This window comes from Poritiphilus flavus, from assembly GCF_009901585.1.
GTDB classification, from domain to species: Bacteria; Bacteroidota; Bacteroidia; order Flavobacteriales; family Flavobacteriaceae; genus Poritiphilus; species Poritiphilus flavus.
This window is the reverse complement of record NZ_WXYO01000003.1, coordinates 367,118-390,758: the sequence shown is the minus strand read 5'-3', so window position 1 is coordinate 390,758 and position 23,641 is coordinate 367,118. Positions and strand designations below refer to the sequence as shown.

Here is a 23,641-nt window from a genome sequence, read left to right as displayed (position 1 = left end):
AAAAAAGCCCCGACACAAGGTCAGGGCTTCCTAATTCTGAAAACAGAAACTTATTTTTTCTTCTTATCAGCTTCCATTTTATCTTTCAAAGCCTGAAGTTGCTCATTCGCATCTCCAAGTGTGGGCTTCGCTTCTTCGGCAGCAGCAGCGGCCTTTTTCTTGGCTGCACGTACATTGCGCTGCTCCTCCTCACGGAAGATCGCAGTGTGGCTAGCCACCACCCGCTTGAATTCTTTGTTGAATTCAATGATCTTGAACTGCGCCTCTTCGCCTCTGGTCAGCTTCTTCCCGTCTTCCTTCTCCATATGACGTTGTGGTACAAAAGCGGTGATATCATCGTTAAAGCTGATGATGGCCCCTTTGTCCACGATCTCTGTGATGGAAGCGTCGTGAATGCTGTCCAGTGCGAACTGCTTCTCGTACTTATCCCAGGGATTCTCTGTGGTCTGCTTGTGTCCAAGGCTAAGTTTACGTCCTTCTACATCTAACTCCAGAACCTCAACCTCTAGCGTATCACCAACAGTTACGAACTCTGATGGATGTTTGATCTTCTTGGTCCAGGAAAGGTCTGAAATGTAGATCAGGCCGTCTATCCCTTCTTCCAGTTCTACAAAGACACCAAAGTTGGTAAAGTTTCTGACAATACCTTTGTGTCTTGAGCCCACAGGGTACTTAGTGGTAATATCTGTCCATGGGTCTGGCGTAAGCTGCTTGATACCCAGAGACATTTTTCGGTCTTCCCTGTCCAGGGTAAGTACTACCGCTTCCAGTTCGTCTCCTACTTTTACGAAGTCCTGTGCAGACCTCAAATGTGTAGACCATGACATCTCTGAAACGTGGATAAGTCCTTCCACACCTTCGGCAACTTCAAGAAAGGCACCGTAGTCTGCAATAACGACAACTTTTCCTTTAACCTTATCACCGATTTTGATCTCATCCCCAAGGGCATCCCATGGGTGTTTTTCCAATTGTTTAAGACCCAATTGAATTCGGGACTTGTTATCGTCAAAATCCAGGATCACAACATTTAGTTTCTGATCCAGCTCTACCACTTCGTTAGGGTGGTTGATCCTGCTCCAGGAAAGATCAGTAATGTGAACCAGTCCGTCTACACCTCCAAGATCAATAAAGACACCGTAAGAGGTAATGTTTTTAACCACACCTTCCAGTACCTGACCTTTTTCAAGTTGACCGATGATCTCTTTCTTCTGCTCTTCAATATCCGCTTCGATAAGCGCCTTGTGAGAAACAACTACGTTTTTGAACTCATGGTTGATCTTAACCACCTTGAATTCCATATTCTTTCCTACGTACTGATCGTAATCCCTGATAGGCTTAACATCGATCTGTGAACCGGGAAGGAAGGCCTCGATCCCGAAAACATCTACGATCATACCTCCTTTGGTCCTGCACTTTACGAAACCGGTTACGATCTCTTCCTTGTCGTGAGCCGCGTTAACACGGTCCCAGGCCATAATTGTTCTGGCCTTTCTATGGGAAAGCACCAGCTGACCACTCTTATCCTCGCGGATATCGATCAGCACTTCTACTTTGTCACCTACTTTGAGGTCAGGGTTGTACCTGAATTCATTCAGGGAGATAACCCCTTCTGATTTTGCGTTGATATCGATAATGGCCTCGCGATCTGTCAGGTGAGTTACGGTTCCTTCTACCACTTCCTCGTCTGCCGTATCCACAAAATTCTCGGCCACTAATTTTTCAAACTCCTCTAATTTTGAATCCTCTACTTTCTCTATGCCTTCCTCGTACTTGTTCCAGTCGAAGTTCTTGAGAAATTCCTGGGGATCCTGTTTGGGAGCCGCTTCTTTTACTTCTTGTTCTACCTTGGCAGTTTCTTCTGCCGCAGCTGTTGCTTTTTCTTCAGCCATATGCTGAGTTAAAATTTGTATTCCGCAGTGTTACAAGAGTTAAACAATAACTACAGAAGATATTATTAGACTAAATTTTTCCGTTCCTTTTCCTCTTGACTGTTTGTTAAAAAAGGAGTGCAAAAATACAACTAAATACTGGTTTTAACAACCCCTGGATCAGAAGCTTTATACCTCCGGTAGTATTTTACCGATTTTAGGACGTAATTTTCTGAGAATTTGTATATTACTTCCATCAATTTTTTACTAAATATTAACCGTTAAAAAAGTAAACTAAACATGAGTGTAAAAGCAAAATACCAAGCTGTTCTGGATCTGGGAGCTCAACTGGGCATTAAGGATGGCGATGTAAGGGAAGAAGAAGGAGTCCTTAAAGTTAAAGGAGAAGCCGGAACCCCTTATGAGAAAGATCTACTTTGGGACAAAATCAAGGAGATCGGTGGCGAAAGCCCTTCAGATATCAAGGCTAATATAACCGTTGGGGACGATTCCATCTACCACAGACATGTAGTAAAAAGTGGGGAGTCCCTAAGCAAAATAGCAAAACACTATTACGGTGATGCGATGAAATACCAGCAGATCTTTTCTGCCAATACCAATATCCTGAACAACCCGGATCTCATTCACCCGGATCAGGTACTCGTAATTCCTAATTTATAGGTTCTTAAGATCTTGAGAAGTTGCAAGGGCGTTTTTAACGCCCTTTTTCTTTGCTGGCGGCTATCACACGTAAACTGTAGTCATGGATACGTTCAAACTGCTCTTCCAACCCCATATCCCCATTGTCGAACTCCACGGCGTCCTCCGCTTTTTTTAGTGGGGATATCTCCCGGTGGGAATCCAGGTAATCCCTTTCCCGAACATTGGCCAGAACGTCTTCAAAACGCACTTCCTCTCCCCGTTCCAGTAATTCCTTATATCGTCTTTGAGCCCTGATCTCCGGGCTGGCTGTCATAAACAATTTGAGTTCAGCATTCGGAAAGACGACGGTGCCTATATCCCTGCCATCCATTACCACCCCTTTATTTTCACCCATCTTTTGCTGTATGGCAACCAGTTTGTGCCGTACTTCCGGAATTGCAGAGACCGGGCTTACATAGCCGGACACTTCCAATGTCCTGATCTGTTTTTCCACATTCTCACCGTTGAGAAAAATTTCGGAGAACCCAAGGGAATCATTATACCTGAATTCCAGTTCAACCTCAGGAAGCGCCTGGATAAGGGCCGGGATATCTTCCTCCACATTCCCAAACCAACCATTTCTAAGAGCGAACAGGGTTACTGCTCTATACATGGCTCCGCTATCCACATAAACATAGCCCAATGCTTTTGCCAATTGTTTGGCCAGGGTACTTTTACCGGTTGAAGAGTACCCGTCTATGGCTATGGTTATTTTTTCCATGCGTCAAAAATAGGGAGAAATGAAGATTTTACGATGAGCCAAGGTTTTTAATCCCAAAACAACCTGAATCTGAAAACTCCAAACTCCTGAATCAGAGCTTTTTTGCATTCTTTACCTTTTGATTTGTTATGGCCAGATCTATAACCTCACTCATGTCCGTAACGTAGTGGAATGTCAATCCCTTGAGGTATTCCTCCTTGATCTCCGTAACGTCCTTACGGTTGTCTTCACAAAGGATGATCTCTTTGATCCTGGCCCTTTTGGCCGCAAGGATCTTCTCCTTAATACCTCCAACCGGAAGTACTTTGCCCCTCAGGGTGATCTCTCCTGTCATTGCAAGGCTCTTTTTGACCTTCTTCTGGGCAAAAAGGGACACCAAAGAAGTTAGCATGGTAATCCCGGCACTAGGGCCGTCCTTGGGTGTGGCTCCTTCCGGAACGTGAATATGCACGTTGTATTTATCAAAGACTTCAGGATCTATGCCAAAGCTTTCCGCGTTGGATTTGATGTATTCCATGGCGATGGTGGCAGACTCTTTCATTACTTTACCGAGGTTCCCGGTAATATTCAGGTTGCCCTTACCTCTGGATAGTATGGATTCTATAAATAGTATATCGCCCCCAACACTTGTCCAGGCCAGGCCGGTAACTACTCCTGCCACGTCGTTGTTTTCGTATTTATCCCGCTCTAACCGGGCAGGACCCAGCACTTTTTCTATATCTTCATTGGAAACCGAAATATTATAGGCCTCCTCTATAGCGATGGACTTCGCCGCATAGCGTACCATTTTGGCGATCTGTTTCTCCAATCCCCGGACCCCGGATTCTCTGGTATAACCTTCCACGATCTTTTCCATTTGTCGTTTCCCGATCTTCAGGTCCTTTGAGGTTAAGCCGTGCTCTTTCAATTGCTTTGGCAGTAAATGTCTTTTCGCGATCTCTACCTTTTCTTCAATAGTATAGCCGGTAACGTTGATGATCTCCATCCGGTCTCGCAATGCGGGTTGAATGCTTCCAAGGTTATTGGCCGTAGCAATGAACATGACCTTGGAAAGGTCGTAACCCATCTCCAGGAAATTATCGTAGAACTCACTGTTCTGTTCCGGGTCGAGCACCTCCAGCATGGCCGAGGAAGGATCTCCCTGATGGCTATGGGAAAGCTTATCTATCTCATCCAGAATAAACACCGGATTAGAGGTGCCAGCTTTTTTAATACTTTGAACGATCCTACCGGGCATGGCTCCAATATAGGTCTTACGGTGCCCGCGTATTTCGGCTTCATCCCGAAGTCCACCCAGCGACATCCGAACGTATTCCCTGCCCAAAGCTTCAGCAACAGATTTACCAAGGGAAGTCTTCCCCACTCCTGGAGGGCCGTAAAGGCAGAGTATGGGAGATTTCATATCGTTCCTCAGCTTTAAAACAGCCAGGTATTCAATGATCCTTCTTTTGACATCCTCCAGACCGTAATGGTCACGGTCCAGGATGCGCTGCGCTCTTTTCAGATCGAATTTATCTTTAGAAAAATGATTCCATGGCAATTCCACGAATAAGTCAAGATAATTTCGTTGTATGGAGTATTCCGCCACCTGCGGATTCATACGTTGCATCTTGGCCAGTTCTTTTTCAAAGTGATCTTTTACTTTGGCGTCCCATTTCTTCTTTTTGGCCTTGATCCGCATTTCCTGGATCTCTTCGTCATAGGAAACACCACCTAATTCTTCCTGAATGGTCTTCATCTGCTGATGCAGGAAATACTCGCGTTGCTGCTGGTCCATATCACTGCGGACTTTAGACTGGATGACGTTTTTCAGTTCCAGTTTTTGCAGCTCTACATTCATGTGTTTCAGAGTAGCCAGAGCCCTGTCTTTGAGACTTGTGATCTCCAGTAGGGTCTGTTTTTCAGTAACACTTAGATTGAGGTTAGAACAGACAAAGTTTATCAGGAAGGAATTACTTTGAATATTCTTAATGGCAAAAGAAGCCTCACTGGGAATGTTAGGATTATCCTTGATGATCCTCAATGCCAGTTCCTTGAGTGAATCAATGATCGCACGGAATTCTTCGGTCTCCTGATCGGTATGATCCCTTCCTGCCTCACGCACCGTAGCGTTCAGATAGGGTTTTTCGGTGAGTATTTCAGTGATCTCGAATCGCTTCTTACCCTGTATAATGACCGTGGTATTACCATCCGGCATCTGCAGCACCCTCAGGATACGGGCTACAGTACCCAGGGCGTTAATATCTTTAATTCCGGGGTTTTCCACCTCCTCATCCTTCTGCGAGACCACTCCAATTACCTTGGAACCATTATTGGCATCCCTGATCAGGTTGATGGATTTATCCCTTCCGGCGGTAATGGGAATGACCACTCCCGGGAACAATACCGTATTGCGTAAAGGCAAAATTGGTAGTGTTTCGGGAAGGTTCTCCCTATTCATTTCTTCTTCGTCCTCAGGCGTGAGTAAGGGTATTAATTCCGAATCCTCATCTATACTCTGAAGCGACATATTGTCAAAACTTATAAACTTTGAATCTCCCATATCCTCATTAATCGGTCATAATGTCATTTAACGACCGCATTCTGCAATAAATAATTCAACTAATACTAATTCAAGTGCCTGATTAACAGCTAATAAGTACATTCTATGTTTCAGGCTTCATCCTTTTAAGCACAATTGTTATGCCAAGAGCTTCAATAATTTTCTTCAAAACTGTAACAATCGTTAAATTCCCTCATCTCTAAGACAAACCATTCACTTTTTGAGCCAACATATTGAACATACAGATGCCTTGTTGCAATCTTGTTTAGAAGGTAAGCAGAGCGCACAACTGGAGATTTACAACCGTTACTACAAAGCGATGTACAACACCGCAGTAAGAATTGTAAAGGACAGTGCGGAAGCTGAAGATGTCATGCAGGAATCGTTTTTGAATGCGTTTACGAAACTGCACACTTTTAAGGGAGATGTAACATTCGGGGCATGGTTGAAGCGCATAGTGATAAACAACAGCATTTATCACTACCGAAAGCAACAAAAGAAGAACGAAGTTGCTTTGGATGACATAATGTACAAGGTCGAAGATAATGATGGAGTTGATCCAGATCATGGAGTGACAGAACTAAAGGCTCAAAAAGTACTGGAAGCCATGAAGCTGTTAAAAGACAATTACAGAGTTTCTTTGACCTTACATTTAATCGAAGGATACGATTACGAAGAGATCAGTCAGATAATGGATATCAGTTATGCGAATTGCAGAACAACGATTTCCAGAGCTAAAGAAAGCTTGCGTAAAAAATTGATTAACGCTTAAGTTATGAAGGAAGAACAATTAGACGAATTATTCAAAAAGCTGCAGGGAAGCTTTGATGTGGAGGAACCCGCCAGCGGGCACAGGGATCGGTTCCTTGATAAACTGAGTTCCAGCCAGGGGGTGGTAAGCCTACAGAAAAAGAAGACATCCTGGTGGAGACCACTATCAATCGCAGCCTCATTCGCTTTATTATGTGTCCTGGGTATTACTTATTTCAACAGTAGTCCCAGTCTAGAGGAGCAGTTGGCAGAGATCTCGCCTGAGGTTTCGCAAACCCAGTTCTATTTTGCCAGTCTTATCGAAGAGCAGGTGAAGGTCCTGGAAAGCGAAAGCAGCCCGGAAACCAAAAAGCTGATTGACGATACCATGATACAGCTCCAGAAGCTTGAAGAAGATTACAAAGTTTTGGAGCAGGAGATCCTCAACGGAGGTAATAGTAAGCTTATCCTGAGTGCCATGATCACCAATTTCCAAACCAGAATAGACCTGCTACAAGAGGTCATGAACAAAATAGATACCATAAAGAATTTAAAACTCGACGATGATGAGAACTATACTATTTAAATATACCCTAATCGCCTTTTTCCTGTGCCCTGCACTGTTGCTGGCCAATCACGGGAAGTTAAAGGGACGATATACCAAGGAGAAGACCATTAAGAAGGAATACGATGTGAATTCCGACGCGCTGTTGAAAATCAACAACAGCTACGGAAACCTGAACCTGACTTCCTGGAATGAAAACAAGGTAGTCATAGAGGTGCACATCAAAACCAATGGTAATAACGAGGAAAAGGTGCAGCGGAAGCTAGATCAGATCGATGTGGATTTTGATGCCAGTAGTAGTATGGTATCCGCCAAAACCGTTTTTAACAAAGACAATAGCCGCTGGGGCTGGTGGAGCAAGAACAGCAATGTAAATATGCAGATCAACTACACCGTGAAACTTCCTGTAAAGAACAGCGTTCATCTCAGCAACGATTACGGCAACATCAATCTCGATCGCGTAGACGGGCATGCAAAGATCAGCTGTGACTACGGCAGGTTGGATATTGGCGAACTGCGGGGCAGGAATAACCAACTGAGTTTTGATTACACCTCAAAGTCTACTATAGGATATATCAACAGCGGAAAGATCTCCGCGGACTACTCAGGATTTACCATTGAAAAGGCCGGAAATCTGGTTGTAAGTGCAGACTACACCAATTCTACCATTGAACAGATGGAAGACCTCCAATATTCCGCAGACTACGGAAATATGGAAATAGGAGAAGTAAACAATGTATCGGGTAGCGGAGACTATATCAATGTTAAATTGGGTACAGTACACGGCAATGTGGATGTCAGTGCCGACTACGGAGGCCTTCGTATACGAAACATGGCCCAGGACGCGGGAAACATCAATGTGAGGACAGATTATACCGGCATTAAAATAGGCTATCATCCGGAATACCATTTCAATTTTGAGATCACTACAGAATACGCCGGTGTAAGCGGGAAAGAGGATTTCGAGATCAATATCAGTAAAGAACGTTCTAATGAGCGCTATTACAAAGGATATTACGGACGGGATAATAGCGGTAAAACGGTTTACATCACCAGCGATTACGGAAGTGTATCATTTACTAAAAACTAAACAGCAAACCAGCCAAAATGAAAAAATTACTACTCTTCATATTATTAGTTACCTTTTTAGGCAGTGCGCTAGCCCAAAACGTGGAACGCAGAAACGTGGGCGAATACGATGAAGTCTCAGTATCCGGGTGGTTCGATGTAACCCTGGTTGATGGTTCCGAAGGCGAGATCACGCTGGAAGGTAAAGCGAGTCAGCTGAAGTATATAGATACTGAGGTGAGGGACGGGCGTTTGAAAATAGAATGGTCCAAGCGATACAATATCAATCCTTTTTATTCCTTCTCGAAGATCAATATCACGGTGCCTGTTGAAGACATCAGTGCGGTGTATCTCTCGGGTTCAGGATCTGTTATCGGTGAAGAAGAACTGAATGCCAATCGATTCTCCACCAAGCTTTCGGGTTCCGGGAAAATAGAACTGGATGTAGTAGCCGAAAAAGTGAATACAGGGATCTCAGGTTCCGGAGATATTGTCCTTAGGGGTAAAACCAAAGATCTTGACATAGAGGTTTCCGGTTCCGGAGATGTTAAGGCATTTGGACTGGAAGCGGATTACGTAGCAGCCTCCATCAGCGGGTCTGCCGATGTAAACGTAAAGGCAAACGAGAAAATATGGGCACGGATATCCGGCTCAGGAGATGTGAACTATATCGGGTCACCAGACAAAATAGACAGCAAGATATCCGGTTCCGGTTCAGTTTCCAAGGGGAAAGTTAATATGTAATACAATAACTAATAAAATCAGCTATCATGAAAAAAATTATGACACTAACCCTGGTATTTGGCATGATCGCCGCTACCAATGCCCAATGGGGCAAAAGAGTAAAAGGAAATGGGAACATGACCACCATTGAACGTTCCGTAGGCGATTACGACGCTGTGGCGGTAGCCGGATGGTTCGATGTGGACCTGGTTGAAGGCAAAGAGGGAGAACTCACCCTTCGCGGAGAAGAAAATCTCCTGGAATATATCAAAACCGAAGTACAAAATGGCAAACTGGTCATCAAAACCAGAAAAGGGGTAAACCTTCAGCCATCTTCATGGAAAAAAGACGGTGGGATATATATTACTGTTCCTGTTGAAGATATCAATGCGGTATCGCTTTCAGGTTCCGGGGATATTGTGGGAAAAACCACTTTAAAGGCAGATGATTTCAAGACCAGCATGTCTGGTTCGGGAGATATCACCCTTCAGATTGAGGCCAACACCCTTGAAGCTTCGATGTCCGGTTCCGGAGATATCAACCTCAGCGGACAGACCGGTAACTTTGAAGTGTCCATTTCAGGTTCCGGGGATATCCGTGCCTACGAATTGGAAGCAGATGTAGTAGATGCAACCGTTTCAGGTTCAGCGGATATCAAGGTTACGGCCAAGGAAATGCTCAAAGCCCGGGTATCAGGTTCCGGAGATATTCACTATCGCGGGAATCCTGCCAAGGTAGATACCAAGACATCAGGATCCGGAGATATCAGCAAGGGATAACATCAAAATCAATCAAAAAACGAATAGTAATTAGGCCTCTGATCCAGGGGCCTTTTCTTTTACCCTAAGCAAGAGCAACATCCCAATGAGGAAGAACAGCCCCAGAAAGATAGTGGCATTACGCATACTTCCGGTAAACTGGGCTACAAAGCCGTATAAAAAAGTACCTATGATAATCCCGATCTTCTCCGCCACATCGTAAAAGCTAAAAAAGGAGGTAGTATCAGTGGTCTCCGGAAGGAATTTGGAATAGGTAGATCTGGACAAGGCCTGTATTCCACCCATTACCAGGCCGACACAGCCTGCAGCGACATAGAAATCCATTGGACTGATCAGGAAATAGGCATAGATACAAATAAACAACCAGAGCAGATTTATGATTACCAATGTGCGGATATTTCCAAATGCCTTGGAGGCCATGGCAGTGATAGTGGCCCCTAAGATAGCGACGATCTGGATGACCAATATGCTTACGATTAGTCCTGTAGTCCGCTCACTGTCCGATCCCCAATTGATCTCTTCTTCACCAAAATAGGTGGCGATCAGCATTACGGTTTGTACAGCCATGCTGTAAACAAAGAAGGCTACCAGGTATCGCTTCAGTCTTTTTTCATTACCTAATTGCTTCCATACGGCCTGTAGTTCCCTGAAGCCATTAAGGATGATGTTCTTTCGCTCTCCTTCTTTCTTAAATCCTTTAGGCAAGTAGTAAAAGGTATACTGGCTGAAAAGTATCCACCAGACTCCCACGGAGATAAAGGAGTACTTCATAGCCTTGATCTCCGCAGCCTCACCTCCGTCCGAGGTTATACCAAACAGATCAGGTTTCATGACCATGGCGAGGTTCACGAGTAACAAGATCACGCTGCCGAGGTAACCCAAAGAAAATCCTTTCGCGCTTACCCGGTCTTGCTGTTCAGGAAAGGCGATGTCCGGCAGGTATGAATTGTTCACAGCGAAACTCATCCAAAAGCCTACCAGGCCAAAGAAATAACACAGCAAACCAAAATAGATATTATCCAGGGAGAACCAGTAAAGGCCGATGCAGGAAAGTCCTCCCAGATAGCAGAAGAACTTCATAAACATCCGTTTGTTGCCAATGAAATCCGCAATCCCTGAAATCAATGGCATTACCAATGCTATAAACACAAAAGCTGCGGACGTAACATAACTTATCAGTGGCGCCCTGGCGATTTCGCCTCCGAAAACCGTTACTTTTTCGATACCGGCCACCCTAAAAAGCGCTCCGTAGAAAATGGGAAAGATGGCGGATGAGATCACCAGGCTGTAAACTGAGTTTGCCCAGTCATAGAAGGCCCAGGCATTCAATAGTTTCTTACTTCCCTTAACCGCTAGTGTTCTGCTCATTTATAAAAAAGCCATCCCTTAAAGGAATGACTTTGTTAAGTGTTTTTGGTTTGCCTTGTTCAAAGCAGTGTCTATTGAAATGAGGAAACCCCAAATTTCCTGGCTTCTGCTTCCGCCAAAGGAGCCCAATTCGTTAAATTCGCGATCCTGGTGTCATTAGATGGGTGCGTACTTAGGAATTCCGGTGGCGCCTGTCCTCCTGCCTTGGCTTTCATCCGCTTCCACAATTCCGCGGCTTCGTAGGGGTTATAACCTGCAATGGCCATAATCTGCAGCCCTATTCTGTCTGCCTCAGTCTCATGGCTTCGGCTAAAAGGCAACATCCCTCCTACCGTAGTCCCGATACCATAGGCTTGATTAAACATATTTCGTTTCTCAGGATCCTGTATGGCTACATTTCCCGCCACAGCACCCAATTGTTGTAAGGTGCCGGCACTCATTCGTTGTGCGCCGTGATCTGCCAGGGCATGGGCTACCTCGTGCCCCATAACCACAGCTACTCCGGTCTCTCCCTGGCAAATGGGAAGAATACCGGTGTAGAATACGATCTTGCCACCGGGCATACACCAAGCGTTGACCGTCTTGTCTTCAACCAGATTGTATTCCCATCTGTAATCCTTCAGATAACCCGGATATCCATTGGCCGTTAGCCAGCGTTCCGCGGCAGAGGCAATACGTTGCCCGACTTTTTCGATCATTTTGGCCTCCGTAGTTCCCTCAACCACCTTATTTTCGCCCAGGAACTGATCGTACTGAGCAAAAGCCGTCGGGAAAATCTGGCTGTTGGGGTAAAAGTTAAGCGTACTTTTCCCCGTAAACGGATTTGTTTTACAGGCAGCGACGGCCAGGAAGACCACCACTGTCAGTATGATTTTCTGTTTATTCATTTTATTTATGTTAGTGTTTTCTACTTAGAAAAGTACAAAAAATCACTTTCCGGTAATGTGCAATTCGGTAAAATTTTTGCTGATCTCAATGGAATTATTCCCGTTTAATCGCACTTCTTTTAAGGAAACCGGTTCATTGTCAACTTCGATGGAAGCTATTTTAAACGGTAGTCCAATGAGGTTGATCTTAAAGGTCTCATACGAGGTAATATAGGTCCCGTCTTTGAATTGCTGAACGATCAGCTCCTTGTCTTTTCCGTTCAGTTTGAAATTCCTTACGCTGTACCTTCCTTTGGTATAATCATAACCCTCCTCGGCATCCTCATAGACTGTCGAATTTTCCACTCCACTTTTGTAATACACATCCAGTGTAAGTTGGTCTATTTGCTTTTCTCCCACATATTGCTGTACCGGATACTTAGGTATAATGGCACCTTCTTTGATGAAGAGTGGGATCTTGTCAATATCCGCTACCACCCATTTCTCCATACCTCCTTCTACGACCTCACCAGTCCAAAAGTTATGCCATTTTCCACGTGGGATGTACATCCTTCTTCCCTTGGCGTTAGGTTCCTGAATTGGACACACCAGTATGTGCTCCCCGAATATGAACTCATCCGTCCGGAAATGCGTCTGCTGGTCTTCCTGGTCAAAATATACCAGAGATTTAAGCATTGGCATCCTCTCTTTCACATACTTCCAGAACATGGTGTAGAGGTAAGGAAGCAACTGGTATCGGATCTCGATGAATTTGCGGACGATGTTGGTTACTTCCGTATCAAAGGACCAGGGTTCCTGGTCGCCGTGGTCTCCACTGGAATGCACTCGGCAGAAAGGGTGGAAAACCCCAAGTTGTATCCAACGTGCAAAAAGCTCACCGCTTGGTTGCTCTGCAAATCCTCCAATATCGGATCCTACAAAGGACATTCCGCTCATACACATGCGCTGTACCTGTACATTGGCGATCCAGAGGTGTTCCCAGGTAGCCACATTGTCCCCCGTCCAGGTAGAGGAAAAGCGCTGGGCTCCGGCATAGGCCGCTCTGGTAATAACAAATGGCCTCTTGGGGTAAACATATTTCTTTACTCCTTCGTAAGTGGCCCGAACCATTTGCATTCCGTAAACATTGTGAGCTTTTCTGTGGCTGCAGGGATGTCCGTCATAATCATGCCTTACATCCAGGGGGGCTGTTTTAGTAGGAACCTCCATTACCGCGGGTTCATTCATATCGTTCCAAACCGCATGTACGCCATCCTCAACGATCAATCCCTTGTACAGTTCTGCCCACCATTCCCGTACTTCAGGGTTGGTGAAATCAGGGAAATTACAGTCGCCCGGCCATACCTTACCCCTCAGGTAGGGTCCATCCGCTCTTTTGCAGAAATAGTCCTTGTCCCGGGCTTCCTGATACACCCAGTAGTCCTTGTCCACCTTAATCCCCGGATCTATCATGACAACGGTTTTGAAACCGTCCTCGTAAAGCTCATCTATCATAGCTTTGGGATCCGGAAACCTGGTCTTATCCCATGTAAAACATCGGAAACCATCCATATAGTCGATGTCCAGGTAAATCGCATCGCAGGGGATATTGAGTTTTCTGAACTTAGCCGCCAGATCTTTTACTCTTTTTTCGGGGTAGTAACTCCATTTGGACTGATGATAACCCAGCGCCCACAAAGGTGGAAGTTCCGGGGTTCCGGTAAGGTCGGTATAGGAGCGCACTACCCTGGCGATATCCGGACCGTAAAAGAAATAGTAATTCATCTCCCCTCCATCGGCCCAAAAGCTGGTGGTATTGCGGCGTTCGTGGGAGAAGTCGAAATAAGATCGGAAAGTATTATCGAAAAAGATCCCATAAGCCTTGTTATGATGCAGGCCTATATAAAACGGTATTGCTTTGTAAAGCGGGTCCTGATCTTTTCCGTAGGCGTACTGATCTGTAACCCAATTATTAACCCGTTTCCCTTTAAGGTTGGTATGGGTAGCTTTGTCGCCCATACCGTAGAAACTCTCGCCGGTTTGGGTGATCTTACTCATTTTGACGGTATTTCCTCCGTAGGTATAGTTTTCTTCCCAATGGAAGCCCAGCTCGTCTTCGTTAATGATATTACCGTCCCTATCAGAAATCTGTATCCTCATGGTCTTCTTGTCAACAAGGACCTTCAGCTTGGAGGTTTCGACCAGATATTCTGTTTTGGTCTCTTCCACTTCGAGTTTGTCATAGCCACGACTCGCATTCTTATCGATGGCATAGGAGAAATCGGGTTCAAAGACATGTTCTGTGGCATATCTAAAGCGCAGAGCACTGTTCCTTAGGACAGTTAGTTCCAGGATCACCCCGTTCTGTGTTGTGAAGTAAAATTTATCGGTATCTTTTTTGAAATCTATTATTTGATTGGGATATAAATTCCCTTTGTATTCCAGTTCTGTGTTGGTAATCATAGTGGTTTTTTTGAAAGATTCGGCTGCAACCCCCGACCTCACAGCGAAAGGGTAAAGATACATCCGAACCGGCAAAAAAAAGACTTTAGGAAATAAAATGAAAGTTATCTTTTCCCCAATTTGTGAACTACAACGTTGTAGTTGAGCGTAAATTGGCTGATTAAGGGTTTAGAGGGTTGGATTGATAGATGTTTGGATGGCTGGACTTGTTAGACTTGGTTAGACTGTTGGATTGTTAGATAGTTAGACGGTTGGATCGTTAGATGGTTAGACTGTTGGATTGTTAGATAGTTAGACGGTTGGATCGTTAGATGGTTAGACTGTTGGATTGTTAGATAGTTAGACGGTTGGATCGTTAGATGGTTAGACTGTTGGATTATTTGATAGTTAGACTGTTGGATGGTTAGATAGTTAGACGGTTGGATCGTTAGATGATTGGACTTTTGGACGATTAGATGGATGGAGGGTTAGATGGTTAGATGGTTGGACAGTTGGATTATTAGATAGTTAGACTGATGGATGGTTAGACTGTTGGATTGTTAGATAGTTAGAATGTTGGATTATTGTAGGGTTGGATGATTAGACGGACGGAGGGTTAGATTATTAGATAGATAGACGGTTGGACGGTTGGATCGTTAGATGGTTGGACTTTTGGACGATTAGATTGATGGACAGTTAGAGGGTTGGATGTTTAGACGAATTCTTGAATTATTTGCAAAATACGTTGAAGAGCCTATATTGCGTATTTAATATCGTACATCGTATATCCATCTTACACTGTACACAGACTATCAACAATCAACTATCAACCATCAACTATACCGGGGAGAACTGTTCACTGCTCACTGATTACTGTTTACTGAAACAGGGGTGCTAAACCCCACCCCAATCTTAAATTAACCCCGGACACTGCAATTTAAAAGCAGAAAAGGCGATTTGTTGATTTGATGGTTTGTCAATTTGAAGATTTGAAAATGAGGGAATGTGAAATTGTAAAATTGAGGAATTGTGAAATTAACTGCTCACTGATTACTGATTACTGTTTACTGAAACAGGGATGCTAAACCCCACCCCAATTTTAAATTAGCTGTTTTCACTGCATTTTAAAAGCGGAAAAGGGACTAATTAAAAAATGTGGAAATGTAGCAATTTGAAGATTTGAAGATCACTGATTACTGCCCACTGTTCACTGCTTACTGCTTACTGTTTACTGCCCACTCCCGATAGCTATCGAGACTGACTACTGATCAATAGATCCACTAATATTTCAAATTCCTGTAGCCTTCAATCTTCTTTTTCTGTAACTTAACGGAAACAATTCTTTAGGGTATGGCAACATTCAGGTTGAATATCAATAACACCGCTCAGGAGGTTGAAGTTGCAGAGGGAACTTCACTTCTTTGGGTACTAAGGGAACACTTAGGGCTAACGGGAACCAAATACGGCTGTGGTATCGCGCAATGCGGCGCATGCACCATCCATGTAGACAACAGACCTATGAGAGCCTGTATGCTCCAGGTAGATAACGTTAGTGACGGTCAAAAGATCCGGACAATTGAAGGATTATCCGTGAACGGAACCCATACTGTTCAAAAAGCCTGGATTGAAGCGCAGGCACCGCAGTGCGGGTACTGCCAATCCGGTCAGATCATGCAGGCAGTGGCCTTGTTGGAGGAAAATCCAAATCCAAGTACAGAAGAAATAAAGACCTATATGAACGGTATTCTTTGTCGTTGCGGCACTTACATGCGCGTGATTAAGGCTATTGAACTTGCAGCAAATACACAATCCACCTAGCTCATAGATTCCAATGAAAAATAAAGCCCAAACAGATCCGGTAGAAGGCATGAGCCGAAGGAAATTTCTAAAATCTTCCGGCGGAGTGGCATTGTTTATTGGCGCTTCCGGAATGTTACCTCATCTAATTTCCTGTAAAGACAGCAATGCCCTTAAAAAACAGCTCCAAAAACACCCAATAACAGCCTGGGTTCAGATTACGGAGGATGGGGAAATCACCATTTATAACCCTGCCGCCGAAATGGGCCAAGGTTCCATGACTTCCCTACCGCTTGTCTTTGCCGAAGAAATGGACGCGGATTGGTCTAAGGTTAAGGTAGAATTTTCACCCCAGGAGACAGACATCTACGGTTCGGAAGGTTGGGCACCTGGTAGCAAATTAATGTTTACCGTAGGTAGCCGAACTACCAAAAGTTACTATCCTGTAATGCGGAAGGCTGGCGCCCAGGCACGCTATGTTTTACTAAGCTCTGCGGCGGCTCATTGGAATACCCCAATCGAAGAGCTAAGGACAGAGGATAGCTTTGTGATACACGAAAACAGCAATCGAAAAATAAGTTATGGGGACCTGGTACCCTATCTAAGTATGCCTGAAACCCTGCCTGATCTCAGCGAATCGGATTTTAAAGATCAAAAAGATTTCCGATTGGTTGGCCGGGAAATACCTCGTACAGAGATTCCATCCAAAGTAGACGGAAGTGCCCAATTTGCCATAGACCTCCGCCTTCCCCAAATGGTTTATGGGGTTTTGGAAAGAGGCAAGCTCAACGCAGCCACTCCAACGCTTACCAACGAGGACGAAATCCTCGCAATGGAAGGGGTGCTCAAACTGGTTCCCTTTGACTATGCTATAGGCGTAGTGGCTAAAACTCTTGAAGAGGCTTTGGCTGCCAAAAAAAGTTTGCAAATAGATTGGAGCGAAGCCCAGGCTTCCGGATTTAATTCCCAGGATATTTATCCAGAATACAAACAGATCGCAGACAGCAGAAAAAAGGGCGATGCCATTGTTGAATTGGGCGATGTAGGCCAAGCCATGAAAAAAGCGGCTAAAGTCTATGAAGTTGACTTTAAGAATGATTATGTCTACCACGCTCAAATGGAACCTTTAAACGCAGTCATACAGGTGGCCGAAGATAAGAAAAGTGCTGACGTATGGGTAGGTAGTCAGCAAGGACCGGATACCAAATTAGGCGTGCCGGATCTGGTCGGTGTACCACCTGAACAGGTAAACGTTCATCTGCAGTACCTTGGTGGAGGTTTCGGGCGAAGGAGTATGAACGATTTTGTCAATGAATGCGCCATTCTGGCTAAGGAGATGGCACCGCTACCCGTAAAATTGATATGGACCAGGGAAGATGATGTTTCTTACGGAACATTCAGACCTCTTTCACTGCAAAGGCTAAAAGCCTGTACGGATGCTCAGGGAAATATCAGCGGTTTTTCTCATTGCGTAGTTGGCGATGGGGGTAGACTGGTAACCAGCGGTGCAAGGAATGACCATTACGATATTCCCAATCAATTGGTGGAATGGCGGGAGACATCGCATGGGATCAGGTTGAAACATTGGAGGTCTGTAGGACATGGCCCTAACAAATTCGCCATTGAGTCCATGTTGGATGAAATAGCCCTGGACCAGAGTATTGACCCGGTTGATTTGAGAAGAAAACTAATGGCAAAATCGCCAAGGGCATTGGCAACGCTTGAAAAAGCTGCCGAAATCTCCGGCTGGGGCTCCCCGGTTGCTGAAGGCAGAGCAAAGGGCGTGGCTTTTGTGGAACACGGCTCTATGGGTACCGGGATCTGTGAGATCTCCGTAGACCGAAATACCGGCAACATCAAGGTGCATAAATTCTGGATAGCTCTGGACGCTGGTGTTGTGGTGCAGCCAGATAATGTTAAGGCTCAGATGGAAGGTGGAATAATCATGGGTATGAGTAGTGTACTCAAAGAACAGATTACCATTGTTGACGGAAGAGTACAACAGTCCAATTTTCACGATTATAACCTGCTCCGATTCCAGGATGTTCCGGAAAGCATAGAGACTGCGATTATCCCATCCACTGAGATTCCAGAGGGTGTTGGTGAAACGGCCACACCTATGGTAGCCGGAGCAATAGCCAACGCCTTTTTAAAACTTACCGGCAAACGGTTAAGGCACCTGCCTTTCACCCCTGAACGGGTGCTGGAGGTTTTGAATGCTTAAGGAGTGGAAGTGTAAACTTAAGTTTAAGTACATGTTTAAGTTTATAAGTTTTGAGTTTTAAATGTCACTGGTTGAATTAAGACAACTGTTTACTGCGCACCGCTTACTGCAGAATGTCTGCTGATCTCATCCTGCGTAGCCATGGCGAAGGAGGACTGTTCACTATTCAATTCCTTAGTTAGTTCTCGACTGCGCTCGAACTGACAATTCCAATACCTGCAAACTTATTATTCATCCTACAAGGCTTTAGCGCATGATTAATGTTTACTGCTTACTGTTCACTGCTTACTGCTTACTGTATACTGAACATCCCCAACTATCGTAAGACTTCAGCTTTGAGGATATAGACATTTTGAGAAGGCCAGTCGCCATCATCAACGGGTACCGCATTGATCGCGTCTACTACATCCATGCCCTCTATAACTCTTCCGAAGGGGGTATAATTGCCATCGAGATGATAAGAACCGGGTTTCTTTACAACAATAAAGAATTCATAAGGCGAAGCCAGCATGTGTGGATTATCTATTTCACTACTCGGCATAGAAATCGTTCCCCGATGATGCTTATAGCCCTTGCGGGTATCCGGAGGTAACAGATAACGTCCAATCTCCCGGCGTTTGCGGGCAGTTTCTTTATTGTCTGCATTTCCTCCCTGGATAATAAAATCCTTGACAACCCGATGGAACATCGTATTGTCAAAATAGCCCTTTTTGGCAAGGTAAATGAAATTGGCCTTGTGGTAAGGTACGTTGGAATACAGTTCCAAAGTAAAGCTACCCATACTTGTAGTGAGCTTTACCTTATTTTCCTTCAGGCCTTTTTGATAATCGAAAAAGAAATCAATGGCGTTATCTTCAGTTAGAACAAAAACGTCTTCCTCTTCCTTTACAACCACGCTGTCTTTGGCGATTTCTTCAACTTCATCCTGGGTCCTGGCTACCTCCGTTTTTTTATCAATCGGTTTTTCTTTACAAGCCGCTAATAAAATTAGTGCTAATATTGCAAGGCGATCAAGGATATTGAATGTCATGGATTTTGAAGATTTTTCGCTACAGGTTCCAAAAATAAAAAATCTGCCACTTCCAGGTACCGCTTCTCATTACAAAATGGCACCTGAGATCCGTATTAAGGAGTTGAAAAAAGGACTGCTTAACGGTCGGGAGCCCTATAAGGCAGGGGTAATGGCCCTATTTTATCCGGATGCCCTGAGTAAGACACACCTTATTCTTATCCTAAGAAATACGTATCCCGGGGTCCACTCCAATCAGATTGGCTTCCCTGGTGGAAAGCAGGAGAGCGAGGATAGGGATCTTCTGGAAACAGCCCTGAGAGAAACGCATGAGGAAATCGGTGTGCCGCCCTCTATGGTCCAAGTTATTCGGCCTATTACCGAAGTGTATATCCCGCCAAGTAATTTTCAGGTCCAACCCTTTGTAGGGATCTACCACAAAAAAGTTCCATTTGTACCTGAACAGTCCGAAGTGGCCGCCCTGGTAGAGGTTTCTTTGGATGATTTTATGGACGATAACAAACTCATCACCCAAAACCTGTCTACATCCTATGCCAAAAACATCGCCGTACCTGCCTTTGAATTTAACGGATATACGGTTTGGGGGGCCACAGCCATGATGCTAAGTGAGATCAAAGAACTTTTCAGGCAAGTGTTATAAGGCATATTTTGTAGATTTGTCACCTATGGGGTTATTCAAGGAAAATCCTTTTGGACACATTTTATTCCTTAAGAAGTGGTTGATCCGTATTATGGGAATGATCACACATTCGAGGTACAAAGGTTTTAACACCCTGGAGATTGAGGGTTCGGAGGTCATTCGCAATCTGCCGGATACCAATGTGCTCTTTGTAAGCAATCATCAGACTTACTTTGCCGATGTGGTGGCCATGTTCCACGTATTTAACGCCAGCCTAAGCGGGCGCGAAGATTCCATTAAGAATATCGGCTACCTCTGGCGTCCCAAACTCAATGTGTATTACGTAGCCGCGGCAGAGACCATGAAGAAGAGTCTGCTGACCAAGGTGCTGGCCTACGCTGGTTCCATAAGCATTGAACGTACCTGGAGGTCTGAAGGAAAGGACGTAAACCGGCAGGTAAAAATGAGTGATATCACCAATATCGGTATTGCATTGGAGGATGGCTGGGTGATCACTTTTCCTCAGGGCACTACCACTCCCTGGAAGCCATTGCGAAAGGGAACCGCCCATATCATCAAAAGATACAAACCGGTAGTGGTACCCGTGGTTATCGATGGTTTTAGGAGATCATTCGATAAAAAGGGCCTTAGGGTAAAGAAAAAGGGTATATTACAATCTATGGTGATCAAGGAACCTCTGGACATTGATTACGACAATGAATCCATTGACCAGATCATAGAAAAACTGGAATATGCCATAGAACAACATCCTTCTTTTCTCAAAGTAATCCCAAAAGAGGAACTACTGGCCTACGAAGAAGCACACAAACAACGCAGATGGCGTACTTAGACCTCTAATTTTTTAAGCTCGTTGTAATTCCTCCTGAGCCTGTTGAGCAGAATTCCATATAAAAGCTTGTAGAAAAGCCAGATAAGGGTCAGGACCATTGCTACGGCAAGTAAAAATATTCCTGTAAGCATTAGCCAGAACAATACCTCATTCCCGGCTTTGGAAGCGGCTTCCATGATCTTTTCGCTATTTGGTCCGTATTTCAGGCTGCCGTAAAGTGTAATAATAAGGAAGGCCACAAAGATCCCGATATTGAACCATACATATTGGGTGACTGTTCGTTTGACATCCAAAATCGCCTTCATTAGTTTCTTGGACGATTCAGTATAGGAGATACGTTTGTAGTTGCGATAGAACTTATAAATGAAATAGATCAAAACCACATAATTCACAACAGTAAGCACGGTGCTGATACCGTAGGTATTCCAGGTTTTCTCCAGCTCCGCCGATTCAGAATTATAGGGGATGAGATTGATAAGCGCCCAGAAAACAAATTCTATAATACTGATGTAAAAGATCCATTTGACAATGGAAGAAGACTTTTTCCAGATCATATTGTAAATATCATCGTAGGAAAGTTTAGGCAGATGTCCTTCCTTCTTCTGCCAGTCCTGTTTTAACAATTCTAATTCGTCCATCATAATCTTTACGGATTGAGTATGGTTCTCAATTTATTTTTAACCCGATTCATTTTCACTCTTGCATTCACTTCCGTGATCCCCAAGGTCTCTGCAATTTCACTGTAATCCTTATCCTCCAGGTACAGGAAAACAAGTGCCTTATCAATATCTCCCAATTGTTTTACGGCATTGTACATAAGTTTTAATTGCTGTTCCTGGGTTTCATCATATTCGTCGGCCTTTATTTTGAAAATTACAGAGTCGTAATCCTGGGTTTTTATTCTCTTTTTTGATTTTCTGTAGAGTGTGATAGCCGTGTTCAGAGAAACCCGGTACATCCATGTACTGAATTTTGATTCTCCCCTGAATTTGGGGTAGGCCTTCCAAAGTTGAATGGTAATTTCCTGAAATAGATCATTGTGAGCCTCTCTGTTATTCGTATATAAACTGCAGATCTTATGAACAACATTTTGGTTGTTCTGCAACTCGGTCACAAATTTGTGTTCAAGTTCCTTGTTCACGTTTCAGGTTAGTGGGTTGATATGAAGTTAGTATGATTTTTCCCGGATTTGTTACAGGAATAAGGGTTTAAAGTTTAGATTTTACTTTTAAAGCTTAAGGTTTTGGGTAGAAATCAGGATTCCCGACATTAGCCCCCAAAGCCAAACTGAATGGGCTATTTTCGATAATCCAGGGCCGGTGGCCTGTCTCCTAATAAGGGGATATATTCAAAATCCGCACCTCTTCTTTCTTGAAATTCTGCCTTGGCTTTTTCAATAAGGGATCCGTCTTTCAGTAATTCTACAGCAGTCAGGCTTAGGGTTTTCGCCGCGACCATCATCCCTTTATTACCAATGCTCATACCCCCAGCTGCAACAGCTTGCCAACTATGGGCAGGAGTCCCGGGAACCCATGTGGCCGCTCTCATACCTACGGTAGGAACAGCAAAGCTAACATCCCCAACATCCGTAGATCCATAGGCCTTGGCCTCCGTCTGATAAGGTTGCACATCCCGGGCAATCTCAGCACTGGCGCTGGCATATCCAAGGCTCCTGGCGATCTTGTTCGCAAATACCGTTTCCTCCGGGCTGTAATCAATCCCGCCTACCTGCACCAGTTTATCGTACATCACCTTTTGCAAAGTCAGGTTAGGCAAAAGTTCATGGGTACCCCCTATCATTTCATAGTCCATAGTGGTTCCTGTACCCAAAGCTGCGCCTTCAGCGGCTTTGACGATCCTATCAAAAATATCGATCACAACATCTCTGCGGTTATGCCTGGAATAGTAATAGACCTCGGCAAAATCCGGAACAACATTAGGTGCTTTTCCACCGTCAGTGATCACATAGTGAATACGTGCGCGTTCCGGAATGTGCTCCCTCAACATATTAACCATAGCATTCATGGCTTCTACCCCATCAAGCGCGGAGCGTCCCTTTTCCGGAGATCCTGCCGCGTGGGCGGAAACACCGTAAAACCTGAATTTCGCGGATTTATTTGCAAGTGCGGCCCCCGCATTTGCCGCATTCTGAGCTCCTGGATGCCAATGTAAGGCAACATCCACATCCTTAAATAATCCTTCTCGAACCATATAGACCTTTCCGGATCCCCCTTCTTCAGCCGGGCAACCGTAGAATCTGATGGTTCCGGTCGAATTATTGGCCTTCATCCAGTCTTTTACCGCAATTGCAGCGGCAGCTGAGGCCGTACCAAACAAGTGATGTCCACAGGCATGTCCCGCGGCTTTTCCAGCCGATTTTTTCTCCGGTACCGCAGCCTGCGAAAGACCGGGAAGCGCGTCGTACTCCCCCAAAATTGCTATTACCGGCGATCCACTGCCGTATTCAGCAATAAATGCCGTGGGTATTCCGGCTACTCCTTGTGCTATACTGAACCCTTCATCGGCAAGGGTTTTTTGAAGTAAGGCGGCACTTTTCTCTTCCAGATATCCCATTTCTGCCAGATCCCAGATCTCCTGGGCTACTGCTGAATAAGATTCCGACTTAGAATCGAGGTCTTTAAGTAAGGCCTCCTCATTTTTTTGAGCCGACAGAAAGTTGCAAAAAACTATCAGGAGGAGCAATGCGATATTAGTGGTTCTCATAAT

The 23,641-nt window shown here is 44.6% G+C and carries 20 protein-coding genes; 10 read left to right on the top strand and 10 right to left on the bottom strand.

Going from position 1 to position 23,641, the window contains the following annotated elements; all coding sequences use genetic code 11:
- Positions 1–50: 50 nt before the first annotated feature.
- Positions 51–1,889 (bottom strand): 30S ribosomal protein S1, encoded by a 1,839-nt coding sequence (rpsA, locus tag GTQ38_RS08715; RefSeq protein WP_161435108.1) that lies wholly within the window; start codon positions 1,887–1,889, stop codon positions 51–53.
- Between the two features lie 279 nt (positions 1,890–2,168).
- Between rpsA and GTQ38_RS08710 the strand changes: the two genes are divergently transcribed.
- Positions 2,169–2,549 (top strand): LysM peptidoglycan-binding domain-containing protein, encoded by a 381-nt coding sequence (locus GTQ38_RS08710; RefSeq protein ID WP_161435107.1) that lies wholly within the window; start codon positions 2,169–2,171, stop codon positions 2,547–2,549.
- A 34-nt stretch (positions 2,550–2,583) separates the two neighbouring features.
- Here the strand turns inward: GTQ38_RS08710 and cmk are convergent, their stop codons facing one another.
- Together cmk and lon are read right to left on the bottom strand one after the other, a co-directional pair.
- Entirely contained in the window at positions 2,584–3,291 is a 708-nt protein-coding gene (gene cmk / locus GTQ38_RS08705; RefSeq protein ID WP_161435106.1) for a (d)CMP kinase, read from the bottom strand.
- Positions 3,292–3,382: 91 nt separating this feature from the next.
- Complete coding sequence (gene lon, locus GTQ38_RS08700; RefSeq protein ID WP_161435105.1) at positions 3,383–5,833, bottom strand: endopeptidase La; 2,451 nt, start codon at positions 5,831–5,833, stop codon at positions 3,383–3,385.
- A 220-nt stretch (positions 5,834–6,053) separates the two neighbouring features.
- On the opposite strand from lon, the gene GTQ38_RS08695 reads away from it, so the two are divergent.
- The 5 genes from GTQ38_RS08695 to GTQ38_RS08675 are packed head-to-tail and all read left to right on the top strand — an operon-like array spanning position 6,054 to position 9,718.
- Positions 6,054–6,605 carry an RNA polymerase sigma factor gene (locus GTQ38_RS08695; protein WP_161435104.1) on the top strand — a complete coding sequence of 184 codons (552 nt, stop codon included), beginning with the start codon at positions 6,054–6,056 and terminating at the stop codon, positions 6,603–6,605.
- A gap of 3 nt (positions 6,606–6,608) precedes the next feature.
- Entirely contained in the window at positions 6,609–7,169 is a 561-nt protein-coding gene (locus GTQ38_RS08690; RefSeq protein ID WP_161435103.1) for a DUF3379 domain-containing protein, read from the top strand.
- A complete protein-coding gene (locus GTQ38_RS08685) occupies positions 7,150–8,238 on the top strand; it encodes a DUF4097 family beta strand repeat-containing protein (RefSeq protein ID WP_161435204.1) in 1,089 nt (362 codons plus the stop codon). The genes GTQ38_RS08690 and GTQ38_RS08685 overlap by 20 nt, the downstream gene beginning before the upstream one ends.
- A gap of 17 nt (positions 8,239–8,255) precedes the next feature.
- A complete protein-coding gene (locus tag GTQ38_RS08680; protein WP_161435102.1) occupies positions 8,256–8,960 on the top strand; it encodes a head GIN domain-containing protein in 705 nt (234 codons plus the stop codon).
- 26 nt (positions 8,961–8,986) lie between these two features.
- Positions 8,987–9,718 carry a head GIN domain-containing protein gene (locus GTQ38_RS08675; protein WP_161435101.1) on the top strand — a complete coding sequence of 244 codons (732 nt, stop codon included), beginning with the start codon at positions 8,987–8,989 and terminating at the stop codon, positions 9,716–9,718.
- Positions 9,719–9,748: 30 nt separating this feature from the next.
- On the opposite strand, the gene GTQ38_RS08670 is transcribed toward GTQ38_RS08675, so the two are convergent.
- The 3 genes from GTQ38_RS08670 to GTQ38_RS08660 all read right to left on the bottom strand — a co-directional run bounded on the left by GTQ38_RS08670 (position 9,749) and on the right by GTQ38_RS08660 (position 14,415).
- Positions 9,749–11,086: an MFS transporter gene (locus GTQ38_RS08670; protein ID WP_161435100.1), complete on the bottom strand. Its 1,338-nt coding sequence runs from the start codon at positions 11,084–11,086 to the stop codon at positions 9,749–9,751.
- Between the two features lie 71 nt (positions 11,087–11,157).
- Entirely contained in the window at positions 11,158–11,973 is an 816-nt protein-coding gene (locus GTQ38_RS08665; RefSeq protein WP_161435099.1) for a M48 family metallopeptidase, read from the bottom strand.
- A gap of 42 nt (positions 11,974–12,015) precedes the next feature.
- Entirely contained in the window at positions 12,016–14,415 is a 2,400-nt protein-coding gene (locus tag GTQ38_RS08660) for a glycoside hydrolase family 31 protein (protein WP_161435098.1), read from the bottom strand.
- Between the two features lie 1,329 nt (positions 14,416–15,744).
- On the opposite strand from GTQ38_RS08660, the gene GTQ38_RS08655 reads away from it, so the two are divergent.
- Complete coding sequence (locus tag GTQ38_RS08655; RefSeq protein ID WP_161435097.1) at positions 15,745–16,212, top strand: (2Fe-2S)-binding protein; 468 nt, start codon at positions 15,745–15,747, stop codon at positions 16,210–16,212.
- A 13-nt stretch (positions 16,213–16,225) separates the two neighbouring features.
- On the top strand, positions 16,226–18,415 hold the full coding sequence (locus GTQ38_RS08650) for a xanthine dehydrogenase family protein molybdopterin-binding subunit (protein ID WP_161435096.1): 2,190 nt from the start codon (positions 16,226–16,228) through the stop codon (positions 18,413–18,415).
- A 316-nt stretch (positions 18,416–18,731) separates the two neighbouring features.
- Here the strand turns inward: GTQ38_RS08650 and GTQ38_RS08645 are convergent, their stop codons facing one another.
- Positions 18,732–19,445: a peptidylprolyl isomerase gene (locus tag GTQ38_RS08645; RefSeq protein ID WP_161435095.1), complete on the bottom strand. Its 714-nt coding sequence runs from the start codon at positions 19,443–19,445 to the stop codon at positions 18,732–18,734.
- Between GTQ38_RS08645 and GTQ38_RS08640 the strand changes: the two genes are divergently transcribed.
- Both GTQ38_RS08640 and GTQ38_RS08635 read left to right on the top strand, forming a co-directional pair.
- The gene (locus tag GTQ38_RS08640) at positions 19,444–20,085 is read left to right on the top strand and encodes an NUDIX hydrolase (RefSeq protein ID WP_161435094.1); all 642 of its coding nucleotides are present in this window, start codon (positions 19,444–19,446) and stop codon (positions 20,083–20,085) included. The genes GTQ38_RS08645 and GTQ38_RS08640 overlap by 2 nt on opposite strands.
- A 25-nt stretch (positions 20,086–20,110) precedes the next feature.
- Positions 20,111–20,914, top strand: a complete 804-nt coding sequence (locus GTQ38_RS08635; RefSeq protein ID WP_161435093.1) for a lysophospholipid acyltransferase family protein — start codon at positions 20,111–20,113, stop codon at positions 20,912–20,914.
- Here the strand turns inward: GTQ38_RS08635 and GTQ38_RS08630 are convergent.
- From GTQ38_RS08630 to GTQ38_RS08620, 3 genes are all read right to left on the bottom strand, one after another.
- Entirely contained in the window at positions 20,911–21,555 is a 645-nt protein-coding gene (locus GTQ38_RS08630) for a hypothetical protein (RefSeq protein WP_161435092.1), read from the bottom strand. The genes GTQ38_RS08635 and GTQ38_RS08630 overlap by 4 nt on opposite strands.
- Before the next feature lie 5 nt (positions 21,556–21,560).
- The gene (locus GTQ38_RS08625; protein WP_161435091.1) at positions 21,561–22,055 is read right to left on the bottom strand and encodes an RNA polymerase sigma factor; all 495 of its coding nucleotides are present in this window, start codon (positions 22,053–22,055) and stop codon (positions 21,561–21,563) included.
- Positions 22,056–22,210: 155 nt separating this feature from the next.
- Positions 22,211–23,638: an amidohydrolase gene (locus tag GTQ38_RS08620; protein ID WP_161435090.1), complete on the bottom strand. Its 1,428-nt coding sequence runs from the start codon at positions 23,636–23,638 to the stop codon at positions 22,211–22,213.
- Positions 23,639–23,641: the final 3 nt, after the last annotated feature.